The organism is Streptomyces sp. O3 (assembly GCF_054788135.1).
Window position 1 is genome coordinate 65,232 of the sequence record NZ_JBTVYK010000013.1, and the last position, 21,627, is coordinate 86,858.

At 75.1% G+C, this 21,627-nt stretch carries 16 protein-coding genes; 3 read left to right on the forward strand and 13 right to left on the reverse strand.

Annotated elements, in window-relative coordinates; translation table 11 throughout:
• Nucleotides 1–56: 56 nt before the first annotated feature.
• From ACX6XY_RS09095 to ACX6XY_RS09105, 3 genes are all read right to left on the reverse strand, one after another.
• Nucleotides 57–956 carry a polysaccharide deacetylase family protein gene (locus ACX6XY_RS09095; RefSeq protein ID WP_460328099.1) on the reverse strand — a complete coding sequence of 300 codons (900 nt, stop codon included), beginning with the start codon at nt 954–956 and terminating at the stop codon, nt 57–59.
• Nucleotides 957–1,051: 95 nt separating this feature from the next.
• Nucleotides 1,052–2,272, reverse strand: coding sequence for a hypothetical protein (locus ACX6XY_RS09100; RefSeq protein ID WP_460328100.1), 1,221 nt, complete (start codon nt 2,270–2,272; stop codon nt 1,052–1,054).
• Nucleotides 2,273–2,341: 69 nt separating this feature from the next.
• Nucleotides 2,342–3,571, reverse strand: a complete 1,230-nt coding sequence (locus ACX6XY_RS09105) for a CapA family protein (protein ID WP_460328101.1) — start codon at nt 3,569–3,571, stop codon at nt 2,342–2,344.
• Between the two features lie 212 nt (nt 3,572–3,783).
• On the opposite strand from ACX6XY_RS09105, the gene ACX6XY_RS09110 reads away from it, so the two are divergent.
• Both ACX6XY_RS09110 and ACX6XY_RS09115 read left to right on the forward strand, forming a co-directional pair.
• Entirely contained in the window at nt 3,784–4,347 is a 564-nt protein-coding gene (locus ACX6XY_RS09110; RefSeq protein ID WP_460328143.1) for a sigma-70 family RNA polymerase sigma factor, read from the forward strand.
• 153 nt (nt 4,348–4,500) lie between these two features.
• On the forward strand, nt 4,501–5,007 hold the full coding sequence (locus tag ACX6XY_RS09115; protein WP_460328102.1) for a hypothetical protein: 507 nt from the start codon (nt 4,501–4,503) through the stop codon (nt 5,005–5,007).
• A gap of 6 nt (nt 5,008–5,013) precedes the next feature.
• On the opposite strand, the gene ACX6XY_RS09120 is transcribed toward ACX6XY_RS09115, so the two are convergent.
• From ACX6XY_RS09120 to ACX6XY_RS09140, 5 genes are all read right to left on the reverse strand, one after another.
• Nucleotides 5,014–6,216: a sensor histidine kinase gene (locus ACX6XY_RS09120; protein ID WP_460328103.1), complete on the reverse strand. Its 1,203-nt coding sequence runs from the start codon at nt 6,214–6,216 to the stop codon at nt 5,014–5,016.
• Between the two features lie 82 nt (nt 6,217–6,298).
• Nucleotides 6,299–8,029 carry a sodium/solute symporter gene (locus tag ACX6XY_RS09125; protein ID WP_460328104.1) on the reverse strand — a complete coding sequence of 577 codons (1,731 nt, stop codon included), beginning with the start codon at nt 8,027–8,029 and terminating at the stop codon, nt 6,299–6,301.
• Between the two features lie 7 nt (nt 8,030–8,036).
• Complete coding sequence (locus ACX6XY_RS09130) at nt 8,037–8,450, reverse strand: hypothetical protein (RefSeq protein ID WP_460328105.1); 414 nt, start codon at nt 8,448–8,450, stop codon at nt 8,037–8,039.
• Nucleotides 8,451–8,495: 45 nt separating this feature from the next.
• Nucleotides 8,496–9,257, reverse strand: a complete 762-nt coding sequence (locus ACX6XY_RS09135) for a LytR/AlgR family response regulator transcription factor (RefSeq protein ID WP_460328106.1) — start codon at nt 9,255–9,257, stop codon at nt 8,496–8,498.
• Between the two features lie 80 nt (nt 9,258–9,337).
• Entirely contained in the window at nt 9,338–11,419 is a 2,082-nt protein-coding gene (locus tag ACX6XY_RS09140; RefSeq protein ID WP_460328107.1) for a SpoIIE family protein phosphatase, read from the reverse strand.
• Between the two features lie 254 nt (nt 11,420–11,673).
• Between ACX6XY_RS09140 and ACX6XY_RS09145 the strand changes: the two genes are divergently transcribed.
• Nucleotides 11,674–13,113 (forward strand): lipase maturation factor family protein, encoded by a 1,440-nt coding sequence (locus tag ACX6XY_RS09145; protein ID WP_460328144.1) that lies wholly within the window; start codon nt 11,674–11,676, stop codon nt 13,111–13,113.
• Between the two features lie 36 nt (nt 13,114–13,149).
• On the opposite strand, the gene ACX6XY_RS09150 is transcribed toward ACX6XY_RS09145, so the two are convergent.
• The 5 genes from ACX6XY_RS09150 to ACX6XY_RS09170 all read right to left on the reverse strand — a co-directional run bounded on the left by ACX6XY_RS09150 (nt 13,150) and on the right by ACX6XY_RS09170 (nt 21,626).
• Nucleotides 13,150–14,859, reverse strand: a complete 1,710-nt coding sequence (locus ACX6XY_RS09150; RefSeq protein ID WP_460328145.1) for an ABC transporter ATP-binding protein — start codon at nt 14,857–14,859, stop codon at nt 13,150–13,152.
• 527 nt (nt 14,860–15,386) lie between these two features.
• Nucleotides 15,387–17,126: an ABC transporter ATP-binding protein/permease gene (locus ACX6XY_RS09155; protein WP_460328108.1), complete on the reverse strand. Its 1,740-nt coding sequence runs from the start codon at nt 17,124–17,126 to the stop codon at nt 15,387–15,389.
• Nucleotides 17,123–18,628 (reverse strand): nitroreductase family protein, encoded by a 1,506-nt coding sequence (locus ACX6XY_RS09160; RefSeq protein WP_460328109.1) that lies wholly within the window; start codon nt 18,626–18,628, stop codon nt 17,123–17,125. The genes ACX6XY_RS09155 and ACX6XY_RS09160 overlap by 4 nt, the downstream gene beginning before the upstream one ends.
• A 35-nt stretch (nt 18,629–18,663) precedes the next feature.
• Nucleotides 18,664–20,043 carry a YcaO-like family protein gene (locus ACX6XY_RS09165; RefSeq protein ID WP_460328110.1) on the reverse strand — a complete coding sequence of 460 codons (1,380 nt, stop codon included), beginning with the start codon at nt 20,041–20,043 and terminating at the stop codon, nt 18,664–18,666.
• Nucleotides 20,040–21,626, reverse strand: coding sequence for a CocE/NonD family hydrolase (locus ACX6XY_RS09170; protein WP_460328111.1), 1,587 nt, complete (start codon nt 21,624–21,626; stop codon nt 20,040–20,042). Before ACX6XY_RS09170 ends, ACX6XY_RS09165 begins: the two co-directional genes overlap by 4 nt.
• Nucleotide 21,627 lies beyond the last annotated feature (1 nt).

The following is a 21,627-nucleotide window of genomic DNA, read 5'->3' on the forward strand; positions in this document are numbered from 1 at the left end:
TCGGGTCCGCGCCCGGTGCGGCGAGGCCCGGCCAGAGCCCCCCCCCGTGCGGCGGATCAGACCGTCATCGTCCTGGGCGCGGTGAAGCGGTAGCCCGCGTCCAGCAGGCGCGGCAGATACGTCCCGAGCGCCTGGACGCTCTGCGAGCGGTCGCCGCCCGCGTCGTGCGACAGCACCACCACGCCGGGACCCGCGCCGTCCAGCACCCGCCGCACGATCGTGCCGGTGCCCGGCTCGCGCCAGTCGAGGGTGTCCACGGTCCAGGCGAGCGGCTCCATGCCGAGCTCGGCGCCCAGCCGGAACGTCGCCCGGTTCCAGGCTCCGTACGGGGCACGGAACCAGCGTGGCGGCTCGCCCGTCAGGGCGTCGACGATGTCGCTGGTGCGCTCGATCTGGCGGCGGATCGCGGAGGCGGCCAGCCGGGTGAGCTCCGGGTGCGACCAGGTGTGGTTGCCGACGATGTGCCCCTCGTCGGCCATCCGCCGCACCAGGTCGCCGTTGGCGTCGGCCATCTCACCGCAGACGAAGAACATCGCCCGTACGTCGTACCGGCGCAGGATCTTCAGGATGCCGGGGGTGTAGCGGGGGTCGGGCCCGTCGTCGAACGTCAGGACCATACGGCGCCGGGTGTCCGCCAGCTTCAGGATCGGCGCGCTGCGTACGGCGGGCCTGGCGGGCAGCTCGCGCGGCGGGCCGTAGCCGGTCATGGGGCGCAGCCGGTAGGCGGCGGGATTCCGGGGCCGGGCGGCGAGCGGCCCCGGCGCGGGCGACGGCGAGGAGGCGGGCGTGGGTGAGGACGCGGGCGAGGAGGCGGGCGTTCTGGTCGCCGTGCCCGGCCGGTTCGCGTGCGAGCATCCGGCCGCGGCGGTGAGGGCGACGAGCGCGGTGCCGCGCAGCAGCGCCCGCCGAGCCGGGACCCACTCCGGGAGCCCCGCGAGCAGTTCATCCTTTTTCATGACTACTAACTCGCACGGCCGTGTTCGGCCGGGCCTCACCAACACGGCGGCGGGTGCGAAAGCACCTGATGGGACCGGCTCGGGATGCGGAATGCTCAGCGGCGGCGTACGGGCGCGGGCGCGGACGAGCCGCGCGCCGCGGGCAGCACGATTCCCCGGTCCCGCGCGGCCGTTCCCGGCCGGAGCGTCCATGGCACCGGGGAGGTGTCCGTCAGCCACCCGTCCGCCAGCAGGCCCCCTACGACGAGGCCGCTCAGCGGCGAGGGCTTCAGCTTCCACCCCAGGCCCCGGCACAGCTGGCGGTACGAGGGGCCGTGTCCGTGCTCGGCGCGGAAGGCCACGGTGAACTCGGCGGCCAGCGGGCCGCGGTCGGGGTGCGCGTCCTTCCACGCGCCGTAGGCGGCCTCGATGTCCGGGGAGATGACCTTGGGGCGGCTGCGCGTCATGAACGCCTCGGCGACCCGCTGCGGGGAGAAGGCGCACACGGCGCAGTACTCGACGGACTCGGCGTGCCGCCGCAGCGCGGGCGTGGCGGCGTCCTTCCACCGCGCCCACTCCTCGGCGCTGTAGCTGTACCGGAATCCCGGATTCGATGGGTGTGCGGGCTGGTTGTCCGCCTCCGACGGGTCCGCCGGCTCCTCCGGGGTGGGCGGACGCCTGCCCGACAGGTGGCGTACGGCGGGGGCGAGGCGGCACCTCTCCCCGGACAGCTCGGCGAGGAAGCCCTTGCGCAGGAGGTCGGGCAGGGCGTCCCGGCAGGCTTCGGGAAGGTCGGGCGGGAGCTGGCCGTGGAGCAGGGACGTGCTGTGCGCGGCGAGGAACAGCCCGGCCAGCCGTGCGGCGGGCGGAAGCTTCTTGACCGGCTTGGCGGTCAGGGTCCGCGCGGTCCATCCGGACACCCGCGAGCGGAGGATCTTCCCGAAGGGCAGGGGATGGTCGGTCCGCCGGGTCAGATCGGGGACGGTGACGGGGACCGGTGTGGCGGGATCGCCGCCGAGGAGCGCGTCGTCCACCTGCCAGCCGAGGCCGCGCAGCGCGTCGACGGCGGCGCGCGCGTCGCCCAGCCGCAGGGCGGACAGGTCCGCCCCGGTGACGTTGCCGACGCCGCCGCGTGCGGCCCGGATGGCCACGACCACGGCGAGGAGCTGCGCGTCGGGTCCGGGCAGCGGCATGGCGGCCACGTAGCTCAGCAGCGTGCGCGCCGCTTCGCCTTGGCGACTCGTCAGGAGGTAGGGCAGCGGATCGGGGCTCGCGGCCGGGGCGGCGGCGCTGGGGGCGGTGCTGGCGGTGCTGGAGCTGGATGCGGTCTTCGGCATGACGTGTTCAACGCGCGCCGGAGCCCTCCGGTCACTGCCCGCCCGCGACCGCCCGCCCGCCGTGCCCCGCTACTCGCCCATCACCAGGCCTGACTTGGCCGCGCCACGGCTCAGGACGACGCGCTGGATGCGGTCGCGTACGGCGCGGTGGTCGGCGCCGTCGTCGATGGCGGTGTTGAGGTTGACGACCCGCCCGGCGTCGAGGTCGAACCACTGCGGGATGAACTCGGCCTTGGCGACCTTCCAGCGGCCGCCGGGCTTCGCCGGGGGCGTGAAGGTGAACCGGCCGATGGTGCCCTGGTTGCCGCGCGGGTCGAACGCGCCGGAGTGGTTGTACATGGCCCCGGCGATCTGGTCGCCCAGGCCGTACGCCACCCAGGTGCCGTTGACCTTCTCGTACGCCTGCGGGACATGCGCGTGAGTGCCGACGATCAGGTCGATGTCGGGGCGGCCGTCGGAGGTGGCCGCGGTGAGCGCCTTGGCCAGCCTGAGCTGCTGGTCGTTCGGCTCGTCCTGCCACTCCTGGCCCCAGTGCGGGCTGACCACCACGACGTCGGCGCCCGCTCGGCGGGCGGCGCGGGCGTCGGAGATGATCTTCTGCTCGCTGATCAGGTTGACCGCCCACGGGCGGCCGGTGGGCAGCGGGAAGCCGTTGGTGCCGTAGGTGTACGCGAGATGGGCGACCTTGGCCCCGCCCGCCCGCAGCAGGGTGACCTGCCGGGACTCGGCGGCCGAGCGGGCGGACCCGGCGTGTTTGACGCCCGCCTCGTCGAGCGCGTCCAGGGTGCGGCGCAGCCCGTCGGCGCCGTCGTCCAGGGTGTGGTTGGAGGCGGTGGAGCAGGAGTCGTAGCCGGTGGCGGCGAGGGCCGCGGCCACCTCGGGCGGTGACTTGAAGGTGGGGTAGCCGGTGTAGTGGCCGTCCGCGCCGTAGACCGTCTCCATGTGGCAGATCGCCAGATCCGCCTGGGAGATCACCGGTCTCACCCCGGCGAGCATCGGGCGGAAGTCGTAGCCTTCGCCGTCCGCGTCCGCGCGGGCCCGTTCGATGATCGAGGAGTGCGGCAGCACATCGCCGGTGGCGACCAGGGTGAACGCCCGCTGCCCGGCCCCCGCGCCGCCGGCCGCCGAGTGCCCGCCGGGCGCGGCGGCCTTGGGCGCCGGAGCCTCGGCCGCCGGGGCACGCGTGGGTTCCTGCGGGGCCGCGCATCCCGCGGCGGCGGTGAGCAGTACGGCGGCCAGGGCGGTCGCCGCCCCTCGCGCGGGCGGGGTGTGCGAGAGGGGCGAGGTGCGGTGGGTCATCGGCCGGGCTCCGTCGGTCAGTCAATCGGCTAGTCGGACATACACCCCCATGGGCCATATCAAGAGATAATGTGAGAAAAGGTGCGTCAAGGATCAAGGCCGCTCTGGTCCCTGAATCGGACTCACGCGCGGTGGGTCGCCCGTCCGGCGGCCCGCTCACCGCACCGCTCGTCGACGTCTTCGACCGCCCGTCGCACACCGCCGCACGCCGTATGTCCGTACGCGGCGCGCTGCGCTGCCATACCGCCATGACGACGGCGACCCGCACGGACGAACGCACCCTGGCCGAGCTCCAGCGCGAGCACGGACAGGCCCTGCTCTGCTTTCTGCACCGGCTCACCCTGGGGGACCGGCAGCGCGCCGAGGACCTCGCGCAGGAGACGCTGGTGCGCGCCTGGCAGCACCCCGAGGCGTTGCGCACCGAGCACGCGTCCGTCCGGCCCTGGCTGTTCACGGTGGCCCGCCGGCTGGCGATCGACGCGCGTCGACAGCGCCAGGCCAGGCCCCTGGAGGTGAGCGGCGCGGTCGTCGACCGCGCGCCGGTCTGCGCGGACCACGCGGAGCGCGCCACGGCGGTGCTCGACGTCCGGCGGGCCGTGGGAACACTCAGCCCCGAACACCGCGCGGTGCTCGATCAGGTGTACTTTCGCGGTGCGAGCATGGCGGAGGCGGCGCGCGAGCTCGGCATCCCTACCGGTACCGTGAAGTCCCGCGCGTACTACGCTCTGCGCGCGCTGCGGCGAGTTCTTCCGGGCTACTCGGGCGACCTGCGGTGAAACGAACGGCTGGGTCAAACCTCCGTAAAGCCCCTTGCCCGTCGGCCGATTGAGTAATCGGCTACTCCCATCTTCCGTGTTGCGGGTACGAGAGCCGGGGCCTCGCCGCGTTCACCGACACGGGCCGGAGACACCGGAGGAAGGCGGAAGAGGATGCCACACGGACACCGCGACGACAGTATCGGCGGCGGTGCCGAACTGTCCGTCCCCATGGCGTGGTTGTACGCCGAGTACATCGCGGACGAGTTGTTACGCACCGGCGACCTGATGCCCCCCACGTCCTTCGAGTACCGGGCGGGGCGGGACGCGCTGGCGCTGACGATCTTCCTGGCCGACTCCGGCGGCGAACTCTCCGGCATCCGCGTCATCACCCAGCTGGAGACCTGGCTCTCGCTGACCGCTTATGACCAGCCGTGGCAGGACTGGGTCCGGGAGCGGCTGGCCGCCGAGGCGTTCGGCCCCAGACGCGACGGGCCCGATCTGCACTTGGCGCGGCTGGCCTGGCAGTGGCTGGAGGAGACCGAGCTGCTCGCGCCCGACCTGGACGCGGTGGCGCCGGACGGCGGAGCGCCGTCCGGCGAGGAGGACGGTCCGCAGGTGTGGACGCCCGCCTGGCAGCTGGGACTGCCGCTCGGGCATCTGGCGATCCACCTGTTCTGACTCCGCTCAGTCCCCAGGGGGCTGAGCGGGCGAGGAGTGCACGCCCGCGCGGTACTTGGGGATCCGTACGGTGATCTTCATGCCCGCGCCCACCCCGGTCTCGATGACCAGGCCGTAGCCGTCGCCGAACACCTGCCGCAGCCGGTCGTCCACGTTCGACAGGCCGATCCCGGCCGACGGGTCGCACTCGCCGCGCAGAATCCGCCGCAGCCGCTCGGGGTCCATGCCGACCCCGTCGTCCTCGATGACGACCTCCGCGTCGGCGCCCGCGTCCCGCGCGCCGATGCTGATCCGGCTGCGGGCGACCGCGCCCTCCAGGCCGTGCTTGACGGCGTTCTCCACCAGCGGCTGCAGACACAGGAACGGCAGCGCCACCGGCAGCACTTCCGGCGCGATCTGCAGGGTCACCGCGAGCCGGTCGCCGAACCGGGCCCGGACCAGGGCCAGATACTGGTCGATGGAGTGCAGCTCGTCGGCGAGCGTGGTGAAGTCGCCGTGCCTGCGGAACGAATAGCGCGTGAAGTCCGCGAACTCCAGCAGGAGTTCACGGGCCCGCTCGGGGTCGGTCCGGACGAACGACGCGATCGCGGCGAGCGAGTTGAACACGAAGTGCGGGGAGATCTGGGCCCGCAGCGCCTTGATCTCCGCCTCGATCACCCGCGTGCGGGAGCGGTCCAGCTCGGCGAGCTCCAGCTGTACGGAGACCCAGCGGGCCACCTCGTCGGCGGCCCTGGCCAGTACCGCCGACTCCCGAGGCGCGTACGCCACCAGCGCGCCGAGCACCCGCTGGTCGACGACGATCGGGGCGGCCACCGCCCAGCGCTGCGGGCAGTCCGGGTCCCCGCAGGCGCAGTCGAAGGCGGCGCCGCGCCCGGAGTCCAGGAGCCCGCCGAGCGCCCCCATGACCTGCCCGCCGTGCTGCTCCCCCGCGCCGTCCCAGGCGAGCACCGCACTGCGGTTGGTGAGGCAGAGCGCGTCGGTGCCGAGCAGCGAGCGCAGCCGCCCGGCGGCCTTGCGCGCGGTGTCGGCGGTGAGCCCGGCGCGCAGCGGCGGCGCGGCCAGCGAGGCGGTGTGCAGGGTCTCGAAGGTGGCCCGCTCGACGGGGGTGCCGACATCGCTGCGGCCCAGCGGGTGGGCGGTGCGGCGGCCGAGCAGGAAGCCGCCCGCGAGCAGCAGCGGGCACAGCGCGAGCAGCACGGCGACGGTCACGGCCGCTCCCTGGGCGGCCTGGCCCGGCTGTGGTCTCGCGCCGGTCTGGCGCGGCTCCGCTCTCCTGCCGGTCTGGCGCGGCTCATCCGCGGTCTCCTTCCGCCGCGGCGGCGGTCTGCCGCACGGTCAGCGACTCCGGCAGATGCAGCCGGGTCATGGTGGCGCTGGTGTGCGGCGGCACACTGCCGGGCGTGGCCAGCGAGCCGATCACCATGGCCAGGAACCCGACCGGCACCGACCACACGGCGGGCCAGGCCAGCAGGGTGTGCGCCCAGCCCTGGCCGACCGCCCCGCCCACGGTGAGGCCCACCGCGACCGTCGCCGACCCCCCGCCGAGCAGCAGTCCGGCGACCACGCCCGGCGGGGTGAGCCGCCGCCACCAGATGCCGAGCACCAGCAGCGGGCAGAACGAGGACGCCGACACCGCGAAGGCCATCCCCACCGCGTCCGCCACCGGGACCCCGGTGACCAGCAGCGCACCGGCCAGCGGCACCAGGGTGGCCAGCACGGTGGCGAGCCGGAAGTGCCGTACCCCGCGCGCGGGCAGCACATCCTGGCTGAGCACTCCGGCGACGGCCATGGTCAGCCCGGACGCGGTGGACAGGAAGGCGGCGAACGCGCCGCCCGCGACCAGCGCGCCCAGCAGGTCGCCGCCGAGCCCGCCGAGCGCCCGTTCGGGCAGCAGCAGCACGGCGGCGTCGGCGTGCCCGCTGAGGGTGAGCTCGGGCGCGTACAGCCTGCCGAGTACCCCGTACAGCGGGGGCAGCAGATAGAAGGCGCCGACCAGGGCGAGCACCACGACGGTGCTGCGGCGGGCGGCGCGGCCGTTGGGGCTGGTGTAGAAGCGCACCACCACGTGCGGCAGCCCCATGGTGCCCAGGAAGGTGGCGACGATCAGACCGTAGGTGGCGTACAACGGGTGGTCCGCGCGGCTCGCGGCGAGCGGGCGGCTGGTGCTGGAGCCGGGCTCGGCGCCGGGGACGCGGGAGCCTTCCGGGAGCGTCAGGCGGGTGCCGCCGTCGATGCGGTGGGCGCCGTCGGTGAGCGTCACGCGCGCGTCGTCGTAGGCACGGCCGTCGACCGTGCCGTCGACGGTGACGGTGAGCGGGGCGCGCAGCCGGATGTCGACCCGCTCGGCGACGCGTACCGACTGCTGCTGGCGGAGCTGGGCGGGCTCGTCGAGCTCGGCCCGCGGACGGCCGTCGCCCTGCCAGGCCAGGACCAGGAACAGGGCGGGCACCAGCAGCGCGGTGAGCTTCAGCCAGTACTGGAAGGCCTGGACGAAGGTGATGCTGCGCATCCCGCCCGCCGCGACGGCGAGCACCACCACGGCCGCGACCAGGGTGCCGCCGAGCCAGCGGGGCGCGCCGGTGAGGACCTCCAGGGTCAGCCCGGCGCCCTGGAGCTGGGGCACCAGGTACAGCCAGCCAGCCCCGACCACGAAGACGCTGACCAGCCTGCGCACCTGCCGTGACTCCAGGCGTCCTTCGGCGAAGTCCGGCAGCGTGTACGCGCCCGAGCGGCGCAGCGGGGCCGCGACGAACAGCAGCAGCACCAGATACCCGGCCGTGTAGCCCACCGGGTACCAGAGCATGTCGGAGCCGTGCAGGAGCAGCAGTCCGGCGATGCCGAGGAAGGAGGCGGCCGACAGGTATTCGCCGCTGATCGCGGCGGCGTTCAGGGACGGGCCCACGGTGCGCGAGGCGACGTAGAAGTCCGATGTGGTGCGGGAGATGCGCAGGCCGAAGCCGCCGATCAGGACGGTGGCGAGGACGACCACGGCGACGGCGGGTATCGCGTACGACTGGTGCACGGCCTCGTCAGCGGCCTTCCGCGCCGTCGGCCGGCCGGGGGGCGTCGGGGCCGCCCTGGGCGGTGCCTTCGGCGCCGTGGACCAGGCGCGCGAAGTCGCGTTCGTTGCGCTCGGCGCGGCGTACGTACCACCAGGCGACGAGGACGAGCACGGGATAGCAGCCGAAGCCGAGCACGGCCCAGACCACGGCGGGCTCGCCGAGCGCGTTGAAGAACAGCGGCAGCGTGGCGGCGGCGAGGGCCAGTGCTCCGAAGGCGGACAGACCGGCCCGCAGCTGACCGCGCATCAGGGAGCGGACGTAGGCGGCGCCGAGTGTGGTCTGCTCGTCGATCTCCGACTGGGTGCGGTGCCGGGGCGGCGGGTGCGGCCGCCGGGGCTCCCCGGTCACGACTTCGCGGCGGGGTGCGGGCTCTGCGGACACGGCGTGGAGTGTACGGGGGCCCGCCGCCCTAGCGGAAGGCCCTGCTCAGCGGCGGTCGGGGCGCATCAGCAGCTCGCGCAGCCGACTGGCGTGCCGCCGTGAGACGGCCAGTTCGGCGCCGCCGACGCGTACGCTCATGCTGCCCGCGTCGAGCCGGAGTTCGTCGATGCGGTGCAGGGCGACCAGGTGGCGGCGGTGGATGCGCACGAACCCGTGCGGCTGCCAGCGCTCTTCGAGCGTGCTGAGCGGTATCCGGACCAGATGGCTCTCCGCGCCGGTGTACAGCCGTGCGTAGTCCCCGTGCGCCTCGGCGTAGACGATGTCGGCGACCGGCACCAGCCGGGTCACTCCGCCCAGCTCGACGGGGATGTGCCCGGCCGTGGTCTCGGGCACCTGACGCGGCCGGTTCTCCTGCGCGGACAGCTGCTCGGCGGCGCGGCGCACGGCCTGGGCGAGGCGCTCGGTGCGTACGGGTTTGAGTACGTAGTCCACGGCCTTGAGGTCGAAGGCCTGGACGGCGAAGCCCTCGTGCGCGGTGACGAAGACGATCAGCGGGGGTCTGGCGAACCCCGCGAGCAGCCGGGCGACGTCGAGTCCGGTGAGCCCGGCCATCTGGATGTCCAGGAAGAGGACGTCGATCGCGTCCGGGCCGTCCGGATCCGCGTCGACGGCCTGGGAGATCCGGCGCAGCGCGGCGGTGGCGTCGGTGACGCCCTCCGCGCCGCGCACATGGGGGTCGGCCCGCAGCAGATAGAGCAGCTCGGCGAGCGCGGGTTCCTCGTCGTCCACAGCCAGTATGCGCAGCATGCGGGTGGAGTGTATGGGCTCACCCGACAGCGGCCAATCCGCGAGCCGCCCGCGCCCCGAACCTCCGGACGCCGCGCCGCCTAGGGCCTGTCGCGGGCCGGGACGGTGAACTCGCACCACACGCACTTGCCGTTGCCGCGTGACTCCACGCCCCAGACGTCGGTCAGGCGGTCCACCAGCAGCAGGCCGCGCCCGGACACGCCCGAGTCGCCCGCCTCGCGGCGGCGCGGCAGGGCGCTGGAGGTGTCCTCGACCTCGACCCGCAGCCGCCGCACGGCGCCGGTCAGCACGCGTACGGTGACGACGGCGGCGCCCTCGGTGTGCAGCAGCGCGTTGGTCATCAGCTCGTCGGCGGCCAGTTCGATCTCGTCGGCGCGCTCCCCGGCGCCCCAGGCCTGTACGGCGGCCCGCACCATGTGCCGGGCGTCCCGCAGCCCGCCGGGGTCGTTCGGGGCCACATGCTGCTGGAGGCGGCCGCCCGCCCGTGCCGCGCCGGTGCTGGCGCGGCGCAGCAGGAGCAGCGCCGCGTCGTCGTCGCCGCCGCGCTCGTCCACCGCCTCGCACAGCCGGTCGGCCAGCGCGTCCAGGTCGTCGGGGCCTGAGCCGACGAGCGCGATGAGGTCCCGCAGCCCGTCGTCCAGGTCGGCGCCCGGCACTTCGACCATGCCGTCGGTGCAGAGCAGCAGCGTGTGCCCGGCGTCGAGTTCCACGGTCGACACCGGGTACTCCAGGTGTCCGAACTCGGCGGACAGGCCGAGCGGCAGCCCGCCCGCCACGGGCAGCCTGCGGCAGCCGCCGTCGGGCCGTCGCAGCAGCGGATCGAGGTGCCCGGCCCGTACGCACTGGACGACTCCGGTGCTCAGGTCGACCTGCGCGTACAGGCAGGTGGCGAAGCGGTCCGTGTCCAGTTCGCGCAGAAAGGCGGAGGCCCGTGCCATGACCGTGGCGGGTGTGTGGCCCTCGGCCGCGTACGCGCGCAGCACGATCCGCAGCTGCCCCATCACCGCGGCGGCGTGGGTGTCATGGCCCTGGACGTCCCCGATGACCGCGCCGACCCGCCCGCCGGGCAGCGGGATCACGTCGTACCAGTCGCCCCCGATGTCCCGGCCCAGCCTGCCCGAGCGGTAGCGCACCGCGGTCTCGGCGCCGGGGATGCCGGGGATGCTGCGCGGCAGCATGGCCGTCTGCAGCCCCTGGGCCAGGTCCTTCTCCTGCTCGAAGAGCATCGCCCGCTGGAGGCTCTGCGCGATGCTGCTGCCGAGCGCCACCAGCACATCGCGTTCCTCCGCGGTGAAGCCGTGTCTGTCCCGGTAGAGCAGGCCGAGCGCCCCGATCGGCCGGGCCTGCGCGATCAGCGGCAGATACGCGGCGGAGGTGATCTCCAGGCCGGTGATGTGCGGCCACAGCAGCGGGTACGAGGACGCGAACTCCTCCGGTGACTCGATGTAGCGCGGCGTCAGAGTGCGGACCACCTCGCTCATCGGGTACGGCTCGTCGATCCGCGTGAACCGGGTGCCGGGGACGAAGCTGCCCACCGGCCCCTCGGCGACCAGCTGGATGCGTCCGGCCTCGACCAGGCCCATCACCAGGCTGGCGGCCCCGAGGCGGTCCAGGGCGGCGCTGTCGCCCAGCACATCGATGACGTCCTGCACGGTCATGGCGTGCGCGAGCGCCGCCGCGGTGCTCTGCACCATGCTGGTCTGGCGGTTCCGCGCCGTGCGCGGACCGGTCCGCTCGCGACGCTGGGCTAGCTCTTCCATCTCCTGGTGCGCGTCCCGGACGATGCCGATGATCCGGCGCGGGCGGCCGGTCTCGTCGCGCCGGATATAGCCCTGGGTGCGGGTCCACCGCAGGGTGCCGTCGCGGCGGCGGACGCGGAAGTAGGCGCCGTAGTTCTCGCTGCCGTCCTTCAGGGCCCGCGCGACCAGGGCGTCCAGGCGGTGGCCCTCGGCTCGGGGCACCCGGATCGCCAGGCTCTCCGGGCGTCCGTCGTACTCGTCGGGCCGCAGGTCGAAGAGCTCGTGGGCCTGGGCGTCCATGTGCATCAGGCCGCTGTCCAGGTCCCAGTCGAAGGTGCCCATGCGGTTGAGCGCCAGGATCGGGTCCGGGTGGGCGGGCCAGTCGTCCGGCAGGGGCAGGGCGCTCGCTCCCCGGTCAACCATGCGGCCACCTTGCCACCTTTTGCCCCCTTTCTCGACCGCACGCTTGTCGACCTCGCGCCGCCCTTCGGCGCGGCCGGTGGTCAGCGGGTTGCCGCACGCGCAGCGGACCCGTGGCGGCCCCCGGTCGGCGGGCCAGCGGGCGAGCCGGCCGGTGACGGCTGCGGCGTTCGGGTGACGGGCGGGGGCCCGCGGCGGTCGCAGGGCCGTGGAGGCCGCGGAAGCCGAATCGCTCACCCAGCGCCACAATGACGGATGTGGAGTGGTTCACCGGACCCGACTACTGGCTGGCCCGGCTGGTCTTCCAGCGGGCGCTGGCCGCGGTGTACCTCGTCGCCTTCGTGAGCGCGGCCCTGCAGTTCCGGGCGCTGATCGGCGAGCGCGGGATGCTGCCCGTGCCGCGGTATCTGGCACGGGTGCCGATGCGCGCGGCGCCCGGCCTGTTCCAGCTGCGTTACTCGGACCGGCTGTTCGCGCTCTGCACGTGGACGGGCGCGCTGCTGTCCGCCGCGCTGCTCGCGGGCGCCGATCAGCTGGCGCCGCTGTGGGCGGCGATGCTGATGTGGGCGCTGCCGTGGGTGCTGTATCTGTCGATCGTCAACGTGGGGCAGACCTGGTACAGCTTCGGCTGGGAGTCGCTGCTGCTGGAGGTCGGGTTCCTCGCCGTCTTCCTGGGCAACGACCGTACCGCGCCGCCGGTCCTGGTGCTGTGGCTGCTGCGCTGGGTGCTGTTCCGGGTGGAGTTCGGCGCCGGGCTGATCAAGATGCGGGGCGACGCCTGCTGGCGGAAGCTGACCTGCCTCTACTACCACCATGAGACCCAGCCGATGCCGGGCCCGCTGAGCTGGTTCTTCCACCGGCTGCCCAGGCCCCTGCACCGGGTGGAGGCCGCCGCCAACCATGTCACCCAACTCCTGGTGCCCTTCCTCCTCTTCACGCCGCAGCCCGTCGCGTCGGTCGCGGCCGGTGTGATGGTCGCGACCCAGCTGTGGCTGGTGCTCTCCGGGAACTTCTCCTGGCTGAACTGGCTGACCATCGCGCTCGCCCTGTCCGCGGTCGACTTCACACCGGTCGCGGGCGCGCCGCCCGCGCTCGCGGCTCCCCCGCTCTGGTACGAGGTCACGGTGATCGCCGTCACGGCCCTGGTGGCGGGTCTGAGTTACCGCCCCGCCCGCAATCTGCTCTCCCGGCGGCAGCTCATGAACTACTCCTTCGACCCGCTCCATCTCGTCAACGCCTACGGCGCGTTCGGCACCGTCGGCCGGGTCCGCTACGAGGTGGTGGTGGAAGGCACGGCGGAGCCGGTGCCGCCGCCGGACGCGTCGGGGTGGCGGGCGTACGAGTTCCGGGGCAAGCCGGGCGATCCACGGCGGCTGCCGCGCCAGTTCGCGCCGTACCATCTGCGGCTCGACTGGCTGATGTGGTTCGCGGCGCTCAACCCCGGCTATGCCAGGCCCTGGTTCGGGGCGTTCGTCGAGCGGCTGCTGCTGAACGACCGCGACACCCTGCGCCTGCTGCGTACTCATCCCTTCCCCGACGCCCCGCCGACGTATGTCCGTGCCGTGCTGTACCGCTACCGCTTCACCACCTGGCGCGAGCTGCGCGCCACGGGCGCGTGGTGGCACCGGACGTACGCGGGAGAGTTCCTGCCGCCGACCCGCCTGGAGCGTCCGTCCGACGCACCGCGCGGCCGGTAGCGCCGCGGTGGAGCCCCGCACTCGGGGCCGGGACGGTCACCGCCGCAGCACGCGTCGGAACGGCCCGCCGGTCGCGGCCAGTTCGGCCCAGCCGCCTTGCTGGACGATCCGGCCGCGCTCCAGTACGGCGATCCGGTCGGCGCGCCTGATGGTCGCCGGGCGGTGCGCGATGACCAGCGTGGTGCGCCCGCGCGCCGCGCCGCGCAGGGCCGCGGCGAGTTCCGCGTCACCCTCGGTGTCCAGGTGCGCGGTCGTCTCGTCCAGCACCAGGATCCGGGGGGCGGCGAGCAGCGCACGAGCCAGCGCGACACGGGCCCGCTGGCCGCCGGAGAGGGTCGCGCCACGCTCCCCCACCAGGGTGTCGTAGCCGTCCGGCAGCGTGTCGGCGACCCGGTCGACGCCGCAGACGCGGGCCGCGTCGCGCAGTTGGGCGTCGCTCGCGTCGGGTGCGGCCAGGCGCAGGTTCTCGGCCAGGGTGCCGTGGAACAGCGGCGCCTCCTGGCCGACGACGGCGAGGGCCCGGCGCAGGTCGCGGTCGGCGAGTTCGCGTACGTCGACGGGGGCGCCGTTCTCCGGGAGCAGCTCCACCGCGCCGGACACCGGGTCCCAGAAGCGGGCCAGCAGGTGAGCGCAGGTCGACTTGCCCGCCCCGGAGGCCCCGACGAGGGCGACGGTGGCGCCGGGCTCGACCGTCAGGTCGACGCCGTCCAGGACCGTGTCCCCTCCGTAGTCGAACCGGACACCCCGCAGCCGTACCCCCAACGGGCCGTCGGGCAGCGGCCTGGGGGCGGCGGGTTCGGGCGCTCCGGCCGGGGCGCGCAGGGCCGCGCCGACTCTGGACGCCGCGGCGCGCAGCCCCGCCGCCTGGCCGAGCGCGGCGGCCGCGTCGGCGACCGGGGCCAGGATGCCGAGCGCGAGGGCGACCGCGGCCGGGGCCCAGGCGCCGTCCAGCCGCCCGCCCGCCACCGCGTGCGCGACGGCCACGACGACCCCGAGTACGGCCGCGACCACGACGACGTCCCGGATGGCGGCGGCCGTCGCCTCCCAGTCCTGCTCCGCGCGCTGCGCCCGCCCCAGATGGTCGCCCTGCGCGGCCAGTTCGCCGCGGCGTCGGTCGAGCGCGCCGAACGCGAGCAGTTCGCGCAGCCCGTCCACGCTCTCCACGGCGTCCGCGGACAGCTTGGCGGCCGCCGCCCTGGTTTCGGCCCCGCGCCGGGCGCGCTCCCGCGCGGCGACGAACGGGGCGAGCGCGAGGAGTACGGCAGCGGGCAGCACGGCGGCGAGCAGCCAGGGCTCGACCCCGCCGAGGACGACGCCGCCCGCGCCGAAGACGAGTCCGCTGGCGAGGAGTTGAGCGGTGGTGTGGGCGTAGAAGAACTCCAGGGCCTCCACGTCGGCCAGCGCGGTCGCCGCCAGGTCGCCGCTGCGTCGCCCGCCGATCCTGGCGGGCGCGCTGCGCGCGAGCCCGTCGAAGACGCGCACCCGCAGCTCGGCCAGGACTCGGTAGGCGAGGTCGTGCGACAGGTCCATCTCCCGCCAGGTGGCCACCGCGCGCACCAGCACCAGGCCGACGAGCGCGCCGACGGCGCCGGGCGACGGCGCCCGCTGGTCCACCACCGCGGCGCCGACGGTGTGCGCGAGGAGCGTCACCAGGGCGACCAGCGCCGCTTGGTCGACGAAGGCCGCGACGCAGGTCCGTACGACCATCACGCGATGCCGCGCCAGCGCGGGCAGCAGCCCCCGCAGCGCCCCGGCGCTCGCCCCGGTGGTCGCCTCGGCGCTCGCCCCGGTGCGGGCCGCCGCGCCTCCCGCGCCCACCGGTCCGCCCTCGGCGTCCCCACCGCCTCCCGCACCGGACGCCGCACCCGCACACGCCTCGTCGCCCCCAACGGCCGTGACACCCCCGACGGCCTCAGCCACCTCGGCAGCCTCAGCCGACCCGGCTACCCCGGCTGCCCCGGTGGTCCCAGTCCCCCCAACAGCCCTAGCCGCCTCAGCCACCCCGGCGGCACTAGTCGCCCTGGTGCCCCCAGTCGCCCCGGTGGCCCCAGTCGCCCCGGTGGCCCCAGTCGCCCCGGTGGCCCCAGTCACCCCGGTGGCCCCAGTCGCCTTGGCGGGTTCGGTGGTTGGCATGTGCCTGCCGCCGTCCGGCGGCCGAGGCGCGGGCGATGCCCCGGTCCCGGTCCTGGGCCCGGTCACGGTTTCGGCCTCGGTTTCGGCCTCGGCGGCCGCCTTTTCGCGTGCCGCGGCGTGCGCGGTGCGTCCGGTCTCGTTCATGCGGCCCGCTCCTCCTGTGTCTGCTGTCCGGCCCGTACCAGGCGTGCGTACAGCCCCCCGGCCGCGAGCAGGCTGGTGTGGTCGCCGACGGCGTCGACCCGGCCGCCGTCGAGTACGACGATCCGGTCCGCGTGTCGTACGGACTCCAGGCGGTGCGCCACGACGACGCACGTGCGCCCCGCGGCGGCCCGCAGCAGTTCCCGGCCGATGTGGGCCTCGCGGCGCTCGTCGACCGCGCTGGTCGCCTCGTCCAGTACGAGGACCGGCGCGTCGGCGAGCAACGCCCGAGCCAGGGCGAGACGTTGCCGCTGACCGCCGGAGAGAGTCGCCCCGCGTTCGCCCAGCAGCGTGGCGTAGCCGTCCGGGAGCGCGGCGATCTCGTCGTGTACGCCCGCCGCGCGGGCGGCGGCCGTCAGCTCCGCGTCGCTCGCGCCGGGCCGGGCGAGCCGCAGGTTCGCGGCGATGGTGTCGTGGAAGAGGTAGGTCTCCTGCGAGACCACGGCGATGCCGCGGCGCAGCGCGTCCAGGCGGTAGTCGGCGACCGGCGCCCCGTCGACCGTCACTTCGCCGTGCTGCGGCTCACGCGCGCGCAGCAACAGCGCGAGCAGCGTGGACTTTCCGGCGCCCGATGGCCCGACGATCGCGGTCGTACGGCCGCCTTCGGCGGTGAGGCTCACGCCGTCGAGCGCGGGCCGTACGGTGCCCGGATAGCCGAACCGTACGTCGCGGAAGCGGAGTTCGGGAGCCTTCCAGTCCTCGGCCGTACGCCGTCCGGTGTCGGCGACGTCGGGTTCCGCGGTGCGCAGCGCGGCGATGCCGTCGGCCGCCGAGACGCCGAGGTATCCGGCGTGCCATTCGCGGGACAGGTCGCGGATCGGGCGGAAGCATTCGGATGCGAGCATCAGCAGCAGATACGTCCCGGTGGGCGCGGTGTGCCCGCCCGCCGCGGACACGGCGGCCAGCGTCGCGGCGGCCACGGTGCCGCCCTGTACGGCGAGGTCGGTGAGCCCGGTGTCGACGAGGGAGACCCGGAGTTTGGCCACGGTGGCGCGGTGCAGAGCGGCCGAGCGCCGCTCCAGGCGCTCCCGAGTACGGCCGACGGCGCCCGCCGCGCGCAGCGCGGGCATGCCCTGGAGCGCCTCCAGATAGTCGGCGGCCAGGTCCTCGTACGAGTCCCAGTGCTCCTGGCCGCGGCGGGCGAGCAGCCGGTCCCACCAGCGGGGCGCCAGCAGCGCGAGTGCCAGCGCGGGTATCAGCGCGAGCAGCGCGTAGGGCTGGAGCACACCGAGGGGGACGAGCAGCAGCGGCGGCGCCGCGCAAGTGACGGCCAACTGCGGGAGATAGCGGGAGAGATACGCGTCGACGCCTTCCACGCCGTCGACCAGGGTGGCCCGTACCGCGCCTGCTCTGGAGGTCGTCAGGAAGGCGGGGCCCAGCCGTCCGAGCCGCTCCAGGAGGGCGTCCCGCAGCCGCACGCGGGCCAGCGCCCCGGCGCGTACGGCGACCCGGCGCTGCAGCCGCCCGAGCCAGAACCGCAGCACGACCACGGCCAGCACCGCGCCGAGCAGGGCGGGCAGTTCGCCGGTGGCGCCTCGGGCGAGTGCGGCGAGCGCCAGGGCCAGGAGCACGGCCTGGGCGATATGGGTCGCGGTCACGGCGGCGAGCAGCGCGGTGGCGGTGGCGAGCGGGCGGCGTACGGTGCGGGCCGCGGTGAGCAGTTCGCGGTGCAGCATCATGGGGTGCGGCCTCTTCCGACAGCGAGTCCATGGATGATCCAGTCCTGGGCGGCGGGTCCGCCGAGCGCGGCGCCGATGTCGGCGCCCTGCCAGGACCCGACGGGGCGTGAGCGCAGCCCCAGCGCGGTCGCGGTGACCTGGGCGAGTCCGACGCCGATACCGGCCGCGAGATGCTCGCGGCGTATCCGCGCGGCCGGGGCGTCGCTCGGGCAGCCGTACGCCAGCAGCACGGCGCCGCACTCGGCCAGCCAGCCCTGCCGGGCGGCCCACACGGCGAGCGTGGCGCGGGCGTCACCGCGGGCGAGGGTGACCAGCTCACGCCCGTCGGGGGCCAGCCGCAACAGCCCGGCGCGGCGCCCGCCGACGGCCAGACACCACCGCGTCGCGCCCTGCCCGGACGCGGTCGCGGCTACCAGCAAGGCCGCCAGTTCCCCAGGCTCGGGGACTCCAGGCAGCGGCGGCTCGGCGCTGCGGCGGGCGACGGCGGCTTCCAGGGTGCGCGGCCGGGGCAGGCCGCCCCGCGTCCACGCGGCGGCACGGGTGTCGCCGCTGTCCGCGACCGGTCCCAGCGGCGGCGGCAGGTCCGGGGGGCGCTCCCAGGTGCCGCCGCCTCCTGCCCCCGCGCCAAGCAGGTCGAGTACGCGTTCCCCCTCGTCCCTCGCCGCGTCCGCGACGAGAGCGTCGGACTCACACGCGCGCGATGCGCCTTGAGCGTGCACCGGCACGGCGTCGTTCGCGGAATCGGCGTTCGCGGAATCGGCGTTCGCGTCAGCCGCCGCCCAGGCACACAGCAGCGCCTCGCCAGGATCGCCCGCCGCGCCCGGAGGCGCGAAATGCACAGCGGCGAAGGGGTGTTCGACGGCGGCGTCCGGCCACTCGTCACGTGGCCCCCCTGGCGTGGGCAGCCGTGCCGCGGCGGACAGCGGTGCCGCGGCGGCGTCGATGCTGTAGCGGTTCGCTCCGGCGAGCAGGAGTGCGGCCACCGCGTGGCCCGTGTCCAGCAGGACCATCGGCCAGGCGCGGTGCGCGTAGTGGGAGGCCGTCCGCCGCACGGTGACGGTGAGGACGACCAGCGCTCCGGCGGGCACGTCGCCGGGGGCCGGGCCGCGCCCGCGCAGGCAGTGCGCGATGGGGTCGTACGCGTACCGGCCGGGTGGTACGCGGCAACCGGGTCCGGCCAGAACGTGAGCGTTCACCGGGTGCAGAGCCCCAGCGGACGGCGCCGGGCGCAGCCGCCCGGCCTCGTCGACGGCGGCCAACGACCGGGTCAGCACCTGTCCCAGATCCAGGTCCGGGTCCGGGTCCGCGGTGGGCAGCGGCACTACGGGGCCGCTCCAGCGGCTGACCGCCGGCCCCGCTGAGGTGTCGGGGCCCGGCCGCTCGGTGGACCTCGCGCGGGCGAGCGCGGCCCGGAGCGACTCGGCCCGCGACGCGCCGCAGGCGGTCGGGCGGGGTCCCGCGGCGCGCGAGTCACTCGCGGTGCGGGGGCCAGGGTCGGACATCGGCGGACCTTCGTTCGTCGGCATCAGGCGGCCGCTCACATATGCGGCGGCGGAGCGAGCGTGAAATCACCCGGCGCAACGGGGACTTCGGCACGCCAGCCGCGCGCGAGCGCCGCGTCGCCGAACCGTGGGCTGCCCAGGTAGGCGAAGGCCGCCGGAGCGTTGGGTATGAGGTCGGAGACCAGGACGCGCGCGACCCGCAGCGGGGTCTCGGCGACGTCCTCGGTCGTCAGGTCGAAGGTCAGTACGCGGTGGCCGCCGTCCGCGAGGGCCGCGTCCAGGGACGCGCGGCTGCCGGACACGACCGCGTCGACGCCCACCACGCCCCCGGCCGGGTCGGTGAAGCGCCGGGCGAGCGGGGCCAGCCGCTGGTCGAGCCAGACCTGGACATGCGCGCCCAGGTCCCGTACCGCCGCGAAGTCCTTGCCGCAGTCGTCGAGGTAGCGCAGGTCGTCGCGATGGTCGAGATAGAGGCCACGGGCCAGCATCCCGGCTTCGACGGCCCGGAACACCCATCCGTCGGGGCCGGTGAGCCCTTGCGTGAACACCCAGGTGTGGACGGCCTCGAGCACCGCCTTACGGGCCGCTTCGGCGGGGTCGTACCGGCAGGCGAACCCGGCGGCGTACAGCCCCCGTACCGGATCGCGGACCAGCGCCGCCATGCACGGCGCGAACTCGGACGGCATCTCGACGATCCACACGTCGAGGCCGCACCCGGCGAGGTCGGCCGTCAGTCCGGGCACGCTCGCCGGGTCGATCCCGCGGGTCGGTCCGTCGAGATGCCACCACAGTTCGAGGGCGTCCCGTTCGACGACTTCGAGCAGCCCGCGTTCGACCGCGTCGTCCAGCCCCTGTCCGGTCGCGATACCGGCATAGTTCAGGTGGTGGGTGCGCGGCAGCGAACGCAGCGGTCCCTGCCGCCAGTTGAGGTGGGTGAGCGCGACCGGCGCCCAGCACTCCTCCCCCGCGCCGCCCTTGGTCAGCTCGCGGCCGCGCGCCCACAGCGCCGGAGTGTCCGCGGCGAGTCGGCGATACGGGAAGCGCTGCCTGTCGTACTGCCAGTCGGCATAGCGCGGAAGCTCGTCGGGTCCGTACAACCGCAGCCCTCTCTCGGCGAGTTCGGCGGCCGTGGCGCGCAGCGGCGCGTCCGGGTGGCCGGGTGGCGGCACCCGGTTGCCGCAGTAGCGTTCGACGGCCTCGGCGATCGCGGCGATCCGAGCGCCCTCGGGGTCACCGAAGGTGGTGCCGAGCGCGACCCGGTCGGCGGGCCACAGACCGAGCCGCCGCGCGTCGGCCACGTCGGCGGTCATCGCGGTGTAGCGGGCCGGGGCGCCGCTGGGGTGCTCGACCGGGGCGACTCGGCGGACGATTCCACAGACGGGGTCCACGAGCGCGTCGAGCGGCAGCGTGGTCATCGGCATATCTCCTGGTGGGGGTGGACGGCGTGGGTGAGGTTGCGGGGTGGCGCGACGGGGAGCCGCAGGACGCTGGCCGTGAGGTCGACGGATCGCTCGGAGGCGAGCAGCCGGGTGGCGGTCAGCGGGTCGGCGCCGGTGTGCGGGTTGCGGGCGTGGGCGGGGAAGTGATGCCCGGCGATCTCCAGGCGCAGCCGGGCGCCCGCGGGCAGCCGCCGGGCGATGTGGCCGAGCGGGACGACGACGTCGTCCGCGCCGCGCCGCGTGCGGCGTACGACTCCGGTGGCCAGTGGCTCCGCCCTGCCGTCGGCGGCGAGCACGACGAGTCGTACGACCCAGTCGGCGCAGGCCGCGTCGGCCGTGGCCCGCAGGCCCGCCTCGGCCGGGCCGAGCAGGTCGAGCGGGCGGGGCAGCGGTGCGGTGACCAGCAGGCAGCGGTCGGCGGGGCCGTCCCTGGGGACCTCCAGGCCGTCGGAGCGCACCGGACGCTCGGGGTCGGCCCGGAAGGCGGGCCCGCGCAGCAGCCGCATCCCGTCGAGCGGATACGCGGCGGCTGCGCCCGACTCGGCCCACGCGGCAGAGGCTGTCGTGACTGCGACGGCTTCGGCGTCTGCGGCGTCTGCGGCGTCTGCGGCGTCTGCGGCGTCCGCGGAGACTTTCGACAACTCGTCTGCGGAGAGCCAGAGTTCACTTCCGCCGAGTGCGACCGCTCCCCCGCGCCCGGTAGCCAGCGCCCCGTCCAGCGCGGCGCGCGCCCAGGCCGCGTACAGCTCACCGAGACGCAGCCGGTGCGCCGCCCCCGCGTCGCCGCCGGGTTGCGCGGTGAGGCCGTGCCCCCAGGGCCCGAGCAGCAGCCGGGCCGATCCTGGCCAGTCGCGCCAGAGCCGCAGGGTGTCGTCGGTGAACGGGTCGTGGGCGCCGCCGACGGCGAGCAGGGGAACGCCGTGCGCCGCGGCGGGCGGCGTGTAGCGCTGCCGGTGGCTCCACAGGCCTGCCCAGGAGGGGAGTTCGCGGCCCAGCCGGCTGGGCAGGTCGCGTACGGGAAGGTGTTCGAGGAGTGTGGGGTCGTCGACCAGCGCCTTGGTGAACGCGGCCTCGTCGGATGTGCGCCGGTCGCCGTGCGCGGCCCACCATCCGGCCCGCGCGAACAGCCGCTCGGGGCCGGTCTCCTCGCGCGCGGTCTCGGCGGGCCCGAGCGCGGGCACGGCGGCGATGACGGCGTCGGGAGGCGGCCCGCCGCCCGGCACGGTCGCGAGGGCGCAGTGCGCCGCGTACGAGGCGCCGTACGCCACCACCCGCCCGTCCGACCAGGGCTGCCGACGGATCCACGCCAGCGCGGCGGCCCCGTCACCGCCCTCGCTCTGGTAGGGGCGCCAGCTCCCGTGTGAGGCGTGCCGTCCGCGTACGTCCTGGGCGAGTGCGGCGAAGCCGCGGGCGGCCCAGCCGCGCAACTCGGCCCGGTGGCGCAGCCGGTCGTACGGGGTGCGGATCAGCACGGCGGGGAAGGGGCCCGCGCCGTCGGGCAGCAGGAGGTCGGTCGCGAGCCGGGTTCCGTCCGGAGCGGTCAGGCAACTGGTGTTCATG

Bases quoted from the DNA above. Each gene is read 5' to 3' on its own strand.
- ACX6XY_RS09170 (WP_460328111.1), bottom strand. From the start codon at position 21,626: ATGAACACCAGTTGCCTGACCGCTCCGGACGGAACCCGGCTCGCGACC.
- ACX6XY_RS09110 (WP_460328143.1), top strand. From the start codon at position 3,784: ATGTCCGTACGCGGCGCGCTGCGCTGCCATACCGCCATGACGACGGCG.
- ACX6XY_RS09100 (WP_460328100.1), bottom strand. From the start codon at position 2,272: ATGCCGAAGACCGCATCCAGCTCCAGCACCGCCAGCACCGCCCCCAGC.
- ACX6XY_RS09160 (WP_460328109.1), bottom strand. From the start codon at position 18,628: ATGTCCGACCCTGGCCCCCGCACCGCGAGTGACTCGCGCGCCGCGGGA.
- ACX6XY_RS09105 (WP_460328101.1), bottom strand. From the start codon at position 3,571: ATGACCCACCGCACCTCGCCCCTCTCGCACACCCCGCCCGCGCGAGGG.
- ACX6XY_RS09115 (WP_460328102.1), top strand. From the start codon at position 4,501: ATGCCACACGGACACCGCGACGACAGTATCGGCGGCGGTGCCGAACTG.
- ACX6XY_RS09135 (WP_460328106.1), bottom strand. From the start codon at position 9,257: ATGCTGCGCATACTGGCTGTGGACGACGAGGAACCCGCGCTCGCCGAG.
- ACX6XY_RS09095 (WP_460328099.1), bottom strand. From the start codon at position 956: ATGAAAAAGGATGAACTGCTCGCGGGGCTCCCGGAGTGGGTCCCGGCT.
- ACX6XY_RS09165 (WP_460328110.1), bottom strand. From the start codon at position 20,043: ATGACCACGCTGCCGCTCGACGCGCTCGTGGACCCCGTCTGTGGAATC.
- ACX6XY_RS09140 (WP_460328107.1), bottom strand. From the start codon at position 11,419: ATGGTTGACCGGGGAGCGAGCGCCCTGCCCCTGCCGGACGACTGGCCC.
- ACX6XY_RS09155 (WP_460328108.1), bottom strand. From the start codon at position 17,126: ATGATGCTGCACCGCGAACTGCTCACCGCGGCCCGCACCGTACGCCGC.